Here is an 8655-nt window from a genome sequence, read left to right as displayed (position 1 = left end):
CATTCCCCCTGTAGGAGCTGCCGAAGGCCGCGATCTTTTGATCTTTCTTTCACACCATATCGACCAATCCCCTTCTAGACTTTCCCTATCAGCCGAAAACCGGCGCGGGAGAGTGCGATGTGGCGGTGCGTGGGGTTGTTGGGTGTTGTATTGGCGCTGGGCGGTTGCCAGACCACCCATGAAGACTTGATCGCCAAGGGTTATCCACCGGCCTTCGCCGACGGTTTCGATGACGGTTGCGTCAGCGGCCGGCAAGCGGCAGGTTCGATCAGCGGCGAGTTTCGCAAGAACGTGCCGCGCTATCTCAAGGACCAGCAATACGCCGACGGCTGGGTCGACGGCTTCCGCCAATGTCAGGCGATGCTCGAAAACAAGGATCGCGAGCAATATCGCAACGAGCATTGGGACGAACGCGAACGCGCCTGGCAGCAGCAGAAGGACCAGGACGTCGGGCGGGCTTATCGCTCGCAATAGGTCGCTTGCAGACATCCAGTGAAACCAAATGCCGGCAATCATGGCCCAAATCCTTTAACAGGAGGACTTCATGAGTCGCGCATTCGTCAACGAAGACAACGCCGCCGCGCAGGCCGATCAGCCGGTCGAACGTCAGGTCAGCACGCAGCCCAACTACGTCACCCCACAAGGGCTGGCGCAGTTGCAGGCGAAAGTCATCGAGCTGCAAAGCCTGCACGCTGAGCAAACGGCCAAGGGCGAGCAGGCCGACAAACAACGTCTCGCCGATCTGCAACGGGATCTGCGTTATTTCACTCAACGCCTGAGCAGCGCCCAAGTCGCAGTCGCTGCGACTTCCACCGACAAGGTGCAGATCGGTAGCTGGGTGACTTTTGCCGATGAACACGACACTGAACACCGCGTGCAACTGGTCGGCGAGGATCAGGCCGACGCCAGTCAGGGCCTGATCAACTGGGCCTCACCGCTGGGCCGGGCCTTGCTCGGCGCCCGGCTCAACGATGAAGTGCTATGGCAGCGACCTGCCGGCGATCAACTGATCGAAGTGATCCGCATCGAACCGGCTTAAACCACGCCTTGCGCCAACATCGCATCGGCGACTTTGACGAAGCCGGCAATGTTCGCGCCTTTGACGTAATTGATCTGACCGTTGTCTTCGCCGTAATGCACGCAGGCGTGGTGGATCGACTGCATGATCGCGTGCAGCTTGCTGTCCACCTCGCCCGCCGTCCACAGCAGGCGCATGGCGTTCTGCGACATCTCCAGACCGCTGACGGCCACACCGCCGGCATTCGACGCCTTGCCCGGTGCGAACAGAATGCCGGCCTCGATAAAGATATCCACAGCCGCCAGCGTGGTCGGCATGTTCGCGCCTTCAGCCACACAGACGCAGCCATTGCGCAGTAGCGTGCGCGCGGCTCCGGCATCGAGTTCGTTTTGCGTCGCGCAGGGCAGCGCGATGTCGCACGGCAGCGACCACGGATGTTGGCCGGCGCGGAATTCCAGACCATGGGCGCTCGCCAGTTCGCTGATGCGCCCACGTTTAACGTTCTTCAACTCCAGCAGCGCCAGCCACTGTTCTTCGCTCAGTCCTGCTTCGCAGTACAGCGTGCCTTCGGAGTCGGACAGGGAAATCACTTTGCCGCCCAGGTCCATCACTTTGCGCGCCGCGTACTGGGCAACGTTGCCGGAACCGGAAATCGCCGCGCGCTTGCCTTCGACGCTCTGCCCGCGGCGCTTGAGCATCTCCTCGGCGAAGTACACGCAGCCGAAACCGGTGGCTTCCGGGCGAATCAGGCTGCCGCCGTAGGTCACGCCCTTGCCGGTGAGGACGCTGGTGAACTGGTTGCTCAGGCGCTTGTACTGGCCAAAGAGGAAACCGATCTCCCGCGCACCGACACCGATATCACCGGCCGGCACGTCAACGTCGGCGCCGATGTGGCGATACAGCTCGCTCATGAACGCCTGGCAGAAGCGCATGACCTCGGCGTCGCTCTTGCCCTTCGGGTCAAAGTCGGAACCGCCCTTGCCGCCGCCCATGGGCAGGGAGGTCAGCGAGTTCTTGAAGGTCTGCTCGAAGGCGAGGAATTTCAGCACGCCGAGATTCACCGACGGATGAAAACGCAAGCCGCCCTTGTACGGACCGATGGCGCTGTTCATCTGGATACGGAAGCCGCGATTGACCTGGACCCTGCCCTGATCGTCGACCCACGACACCCGAAACACCAGCGCACGCTCCGGCTCGCAGATGCGCTCGAGAATCCCCGAAGTCAGGTAATGCGGATTGGCTTCAAGAAACGGCCACAGACTGCGCAGGACTTCTTCGACAGCCTGGTGGAATTCGGGTTGATCCGGGTCGCGTTTTTTCAGGCGCGCAAGGAAGGATTCGACGGATTCGATCATGGGCAAAGTCTCGGCAAATTTATTGTCGTTGGAGGAGATTGGGCCGGACTGTAACAAACGAATTGCGCACAGGAACAGAGCAAAATGTCGCAGTTATGAAATTAAATGGTGCACAGGATATAAATCCGGCTGGTTTTTGCCAATTTTTGCACCTGAATGGTGAGATCAAATTCAAGTGATGCACCAACAGTTATACCGCCATCGCTGGCAAGCCAGCTCCCACAGTGGACATCGGTGAAACACCTATCTCGAACACCCCACAAAACCCTGTGGGAGCTTGGCTTGCCAGCGATGAATCCAACTCGGTATCCCTGAAAAACTAGGCGAAAAAAAACGGAGCCCGAAGGCTCCGCTCTTGTGCAACCAACCCGATATCAGGCCAGTTTCTTGTGACGCACCCGGTGAGGCTGGGCCGCTGCTTCGCCGAGGCGCTTTTTGCGGTCGGCTTCGTACTCGGTGTAGTTGCCTTCGAAGAACACCGCTTGCGAGTCGTCTTCGTACGCCAGGATGTGCGTGGCGACACGGTCAAGGAACCACCGATCGTGGGAGATCACAATCGCCGCGCCAGGGAAGTCCAGCAGGGCTTCTTCCAGCGAACGCAGGGTTTCCACGTCGAGGTCGTTGGACGGTTCGTCGAGCAGCAGGACGTTGCCGCCCTCCTTCAGGGTCAGCGCCAGGTGCAGACGACCGCGCTCACCGCCGGACAGATCCTTGACGAACTTCTGCTGATCGCCGCCCTTGAAGTTGAAGCGACCGACGTAGGTACGCGACGGGATCTCGTAGTTGCCGATGCGGATCTGGTCGGAACCGTCGGAAATCTGCTGGAACACGGTCTTGCTGCCGTCGAGGTCTTCACGGCTCTGGTCGACGCAGGCCAGTTGCACGGTTTCACCGATTTCGATGCTGCCCGAATCCGGAGTTTCCTTGCCCATGAGCATGCGGAACAGCGTCGACTTACCGGCACCGTTACCACCGATCACGCCGACAATGGCGCCTTTCGGCATGGAGAACGACAGGTTGTCGATCAGCACGCGATCGCCGTAGCCCTTGGTGACGTTCTTGAATTCGATGACCTTGTCGCCCAGGCGTGGACCGGCCGGGATGTAGATCTCGTTGGTCTCGCTGCGCTTCTGGAATTCCTGCGATTGCATTTCTTCGAAGCGTTGCAGACGTGCCTTGGATTTCGACTGGCGGGCCTTGGCGCCTTTGCGCACCCACTCCAGTTCTTCCTTCATGGCTTTTTCATGAGCCGACTGCTGCTTGGATTCTTGGGCCAGGCGATCGGACTTGGCTTCGAGCCAGCCCGAATAGTTGCCCTCGTAAGGAATGCCCGCGCCGCGGTCGAGTTCCAGAATCCAGCCGGCGACATTGTCGAGGAAGTAACGGTCGTGCGTGATCGCGACCACGGTGCCCGGGAAGTCGTGGAGGAAATGCTCCAGCCACGCCACCGAATCGGCATCCAGGTGGTTGGTCGGTTCGTCGAGCAGCAGCATGTCTGGTGCGGACAGCAGCAGACGGCACAGGGCGACACGACGCTTTTCACCACCGGACAGGTGTTCGACTTTCGCGTCCCAGGCCGGCAGACGCAGTGCATCGGCAGCGACTTCCAGCTGGCGCTCGAGGTTGTGGCCGTCGCTGGCCTGCAGAATCGCTTCGAGCTTGGCCTGTTCAGCAGCAAGCTTGTCGAAGTCGGCGTCCGGGTCGGCGTAGGCCGCGTAGACCTCGTCCAGACGCGCTTGCGCATCCTTGATCACGCTGACCGCTTCCTCGACCACTTCACGCACGGTCTTGGCAGGGTCGAGCTGCGGCTCTTGCGGCAGGTAACCGATGTTCAGGTCCGGCATCGGACGGGCTTCGCCTTCGAACTCGGTGTCGACGCCGGCCATGATCTTCAGCAGCGTGGATTTACCCGAACCGTTGAGGCCGAGCACGCCGATCTTGGCGCCGGGGAAGAAGGACAGCGAAATGTTCTTGAGGATTTCCCGCTTCGGCGGAACAACTTTGCCCAGCCGATGCATGGTGAAGACGTATTGAGCCATGGAGAACCTTGGGTCAGTGACAGATGAATGATTGGAGCGCAGGCGATGCCTGGCCAGACTGTGCGCGTCGTTCACTTGATCGCGATCAATGCGTGCGCGCTGGAAGAAGTCTGATTGTAGGGGCTGGAACGCCCCCGGTCTAACCGGCAAAGCTACCTTAATGCTGGAAGGCAGTCCAGCCGAGAGGGGCTGGCACTTCGCCACGAGTCAAGGCATGCTAGCCGCCCTTCGGGCGTCCGGCTTATAGTGCACGTCGCGCCAGTCCAGCCAAATCGCAGGATCACAGCTTGACCAATGTCACTCCGCCAGCCTCTGTGAGCAGCACCCCACCGGCGCCCGGCTCGCCCCTGCGCGGGACATTAAAGGGTGCGCTGGCCACCCTCGTGCTGTTATTGCTCGCGTTGCTGTTCTGGCAACTGCTCGATCAATTGCGCGAAACTCAGAAAAATCAGCGCCAATACACCATCGACTACACCGCCGACCTCGCCGCCCAGGTCAGCCTGAACATGGCGCTGAACGCGCAAATCGCCCTCAATCTGCTACCGATCGTCGAACAACCGCAAACCGCCGACGAACAGCAGATGCTCCTGCGCAAGTTGCAGCGTTCGCTGCCCGATCTGCGCAGCATGGCCCTGCTCTCGCCCTCCGGCCGGATCATCAGCGACAGCGCCACCGACAGCTCCGACGCCGATTACCTGACTGAACTGGTGCGCCGCAGCCGTGCCCAGGCGCATTACTTCAGCAATGCCGATGACGGCTCGGTGGTGCATCTGCTACTGCATCAGGCCAGCGGCAGCAGTCGCGGTTACTGGGCCTTGCGCCTGACGCCAACCTTCTTCGACTCGCTGACCAAACAGGACGCCACCGCCCTGCGCCCGTTGTGGCTGGTGGAAAATCGCCTCAATCACCAGATCATCAGCCGCGACGCCGGGCTGCCCTCGGTCAAGGCTGGCGGGCTGACGCCTGACGATGTCGCCAACACCGTGCTGACCGTGCCGCTGAGCAGCAGCGACTGGCAACTGCGCGGGCTGTTCGACCGCCAGCGCGTACTGGAAGAGTTGCTACCGGCGTTCATCGGCAAATGCCTGCTCGGCCTGGCGTTCTCGATGTTGCCGGTGATCGCGCTGCTGAACATGCGTCGGCGTCAGCGCCAGGTGCATGAAGGCCGGCGGCGTTATCAGGATATTTTCGAAGGCACCGGCGTGGCCTTGTGCGTGCTTGACCTGTCCGGCCTCAAGCAGATGTTCGACAAGGCGCAGATCCAGACCAGCGACCAGCTCAAGGCCTGGCTCGACCAACCGCAGCAGCGCCAGCAGTTGCTCGCGGAAATGCGCGTCACCGAAGTCAACCAGGTCGCCCTGCAACTGCTCGATGTGCATTCCTGCGACGATGCCTGGCAACTGCTGATCGATGGCCAGCGCCATCCGCAGTGCGCGATCGGTCAGCAGATCCTCGACGCCGTCCTGCAACAGCAGAAGCAGCTGGAACTGGAAATCAAACTGCCCAACAGCAATGGTCGCGACCAGCACCTGTGGATGGTCCTGCGCCTGCCGAGCGAGCAGCACGACTATAAAGCGGTGATTCTCAGCATCAACGACATCACCAGCCGCAAGCTGATCGAGCTGTCGTTGCTGGAGCGCGAAGGCTTCTGGTCGGACGTGGTGCGCACCGTGCCCGATCATCTGTATGTGCAGGACGTGATCAGCCAGCGGATGATTTTCAGCAACCACCACCTCGGCCAGACCCTGGGCTACAACCGCACTGAACTGCATCAGATGGGCGAATACTTCTGGGAAATCCTCCTGCACCCGGAAGACGCCGACTATTACCATCGCTCGCGGCAGTTGCAGCGCCACGCCGGTTACAGCCAGCTGTTGCAATGCCAGTTGCGCTTCCGTCATCGCGACGGCAAGTGGCGGCGCTTCGACATCCGTGAACAGGCGCTGGCGCGGGACAAGCACGATCAGGTCACGCGGATCATCGGCGTGGCCAAGGACATCACCGAACAGATCGAGGCCAGCGAATCGCTGCGTGACAGCGAGCAGCGTTACCGCATGCTCGCCGAAAGCATCAGCGACGTGATTTTCTCCACCGACAGCAAGCTCTCGCTGAACTACGTCAGCCCCTCGGTGCAGGCCGTGCTCGGTTACAACGCCGAATGGATCTTCCAGAACGGCTGGCAATCGATCATCGCCAATCCCGGGCAACTGAACGGCATTCATGTGCTGATGGACCGCGTCAGCAAGGCGCTGGACAAGCCCGAGCAACTGGCATTGCTGCGCAGTCAGGTGCAAACGCAGCTGTTCCTCTTCGATTGCCTGCGCGCCGACGGCCGCAAGATTCCGATCGAACTGCGCCTGGTCCTGGTGTGGGACGAACACGGCGCGTTCGAAGGCGTGCTCGGCGTCGGCCGCGATATCAGCCAGCAGCGCCGTGCCGAAAAAGATCTGCGCATGGCCGCCACGGTATTCGAGCACTCGACTTCGGCAATCCTGATTACCGACCCGGCCGGCTACATCGTCCAGGCCAACGAAGCGTTCAGTCGGGTCAGCGGCTACAGCGTCGGCGAAGTGCTCGACCAGTTGCCGAACATGCTCACCGTCGACGAGCAGCAGGACGCGCACTTGCGCTACGTGCTCAAGCAGTTGCACGAGCACAGCACCTGGGAAGGCGAAGTGTGGATGAAGCGCCGTAACGGCGAGCACTACCCTGCGTGGGTCGGCATTACTGCCGTGCTCGACGATGAGGGCGATCTGGCCAGTTACGTGTGTTTCTTCAGCGACATCAGCGAGCGCAAGGCCAGCGAGCAGCGCATCCACCGCCTCGCCTATTACGACGCCCTCACCCACCTGCCGAACCGCACGCTGTTCCAGGATCGTCTGCACACCGCGCTGCAAGCGGCCGAACGGCAGAAGTCGTGGGTGGTGCTGATGTTCCTCGACCTCGACCGTTTCAAACCGATCAACGACTCCTTGGGCCACGCCGCCGGCGACCGCATGCTCAAGGACATGGCCACGCGCCTGCTGGCCTGCGTCGATGACGATGACACCGTGGCGCGCATGGGCGGCGACGAATTCACCCTGCTGCTGCAGCATCGCTCCAACCGAGAATTGGCGCTGAACCGGGCGATTCACGTAGCCGAGCAGATTCTCGCCAGCCTGGTGCGGCCGTTCGTGCTTGAGGGCCGCGAGTTCTTCGTCACCGCCAGTATCGGCATCGCCCTGAGTCCGCAGGACGGCAATGAACTCAGCCAGTTGATGAAGAACGCCGACACGGCGATGTACCACGCCAAGGAACGCGGCAAGAACAACTTCCAGTTCTATCAGGCCGACATGAACGCCAGTGCGCTGGAGCGCCTGGAACTGGAAAGCGATTTGCGCCATGCGCTGGAGCAGAACGAATTCGTCCTGTATTACCAGCCGCAGTTCAGTGGCGACGGCAAGCGTTTGACCGGCGCCGAAGCGCTGCTGCGCTGGCGCCATCCGCGTCGCGGGCTGGTGCCGCCGGGGGATTTCATTCCGGTGCTGGAAGAGCTCGGCCTGGTGGTGGACGTTGGCGACTGGGTCATCAGCGAGGCCTGTCGACAGCTGAAAACCTGGCACCAGCAACGGGTGCGGGTGCCGAAGGTCTCGGTGAACATTTCCGCACGGCAGTTCTCCGACGGCCAGTTGGGTACGCGAATCGCGACGATCCTGCGCGAAACCGGCCTGCCGCCGGCGTGTCTGGAGCTGGAACTGACCGAAAGCATCCTGATGCGCGAAGTCAGCGAGGCGATGCAGATTCTTGCCGGGCTGAAGAACCTCGGCCTGAGCATCGCGGTCGATGACTTCGGCACCGGTTATTCATCGCTCAACTACCTCAAGCAATTCCCGATCGACGTGCTGAAGATCGACCGCACCTTCGTCGACGGCCTGCCGTCCGGCGAACAGGACGCGCAGATCGCCCGGGCGATCATTGCCATGGCCCACAGCCTGAACCTGGCGGTGATCGCCGAGGGTGTGGAAACCCACGAGCAACTGGACTTCCTGCGTGAGCATGGCTGCGATGAGGTGCAGGGTTACCTGTTCGGACGGCCGATGCCGGCGGGACGGTTTGAAGCGCAGTTCTGTAACGATGCGCTGTTCATGTTCGACTGACGGCCTGCGGCGCGCCCGAAAAGATCGCAGCCTTCGATCGTTCCCACGCTCCGCGAGGGAATGCCTAACTGGACGCTCTGCGTCCGCTTCGGCAGGTGACGCGGAGC

General features: G+C 61.3%; 5 protein-coding genes. 3 read left to right on the top strand and 2 right to left on the bottom strand.

Annotation, left to right across the window (positions count from 1 at the left end; translation table 11 throughout):
• The first annotated feature begins 117 nt into the window (after positions 1-117).
• A complete protein-coding gene (locus F8N49_RS21730) occupies positions 118-474 on the top strand; it encodes a hypothetical protein (protein ID WP_073475524.1) in 357 nt (118 codons plus the stop codon).
• Between the two features lie 70 nt (positions 475-544).
• The gene (locus F8N49_RS21725; protein ID WP_039761720.1) at positions 545-1039 is read left to right on the top strand and encodes a GreA/GreB family elongation factor; all 495 of its coding nucleotides are present in this window, start codon (positions 545-547) and stop codon (positions 1037-1039) included.
• On the opposite strand, the gene gdhA is transcribed toward F8N49_RS21725, so the two are convergent.
• The gene (gene gdhA, locus F8N49_RS21720; RefSeq protein ID WP_151552498.1) at positions 1036-2373 is read right to left on the bottom strand and encodes an NADP-specific glutamate dehydrogenase; all 1338 of its coding nucleotides are present in this window, start codon (positions 2371-2373) and stop codon (positions 1036-1038) included. The genes F8N49_RS21725 and gdhA overlap by 4 nt on opposite strands.
• Before the next feature lie 374 nt (positions 2374-2747).
• On the bottom strand, positions 2748-4412 hold the full coding sequence (ettA, locus tag F8N49_RS21715) for an energy-dependent translational throttle protein EttA (RefSeq protein WP_016773108.1): 1665 nt from the start codon (positions 4410-4412) through the stop codon (positions 2748-2750).
• A gap of 287 nt (positions 4413-4699) precedes the next feature.
• Between ettA and morA the strand changes: the two genes are divergently transcribed.
• Positions 4700-8548 carry a cyclic di-GMP receptor MorA gene (gene morA, locus F8N49_RS21710; RefSeq protein WP_110603143.1) on the top strand — a complete coding sequence of 1283 codons (3849 nt, stop codon included), beginning with the start codon at positions 4700-4702 and terminating at the stop codon, positions 8546-8548.
• Positions 8549-8655 lie beyond the last annotated feature (107 nt).

The sequence above is a fragment of the Pseudomonas sp. GXM4 genome (assembly GCF_008923895.1).
GTDB classification, from domain to species: Bacteria; Pseudomonadota; Gammaproteobacteria; order Pseudomonadales; family Pseudomonadaceae; genus Aquipseudomonas; species Aquipseudomonas atacamensis.
This window is presented reverse-complemented; position numbering and strand designations above follow the sequence as displayed.

Excerpts from the sequence above, each read along its gene's own strand:
- F8N49_RS21730 (WP_073475524.1), top strand. The coding sequence starts at position 118 with ATGTGGCGGTGCGTGGGGTTGTTGGGTGTTGTATTGGCGCTGGGCGGT.
- F8N49_RS21725 (WP_039761720.1), top strand. The coding sequence starts at position 545 with ATGAGTCGCGCATTCGTCAACGAAGACAACGCCGCCGCGCAGGCCGAT.
- gdhA (WP_151552498.1), bottom strand. The coding sequence starts at position 2,373 with ATGATCGAATCCGTCGAATCCTTCCTTGCGCGCCTGAAAAAACGCGAC.
- ettA (WP_016773108.1), bottom strand. The coding sequence starts at position 4,412 with ATGGCTCAATACGTCTTCACCATGCATCGGCTGGGCAAAGTTGTTCCG.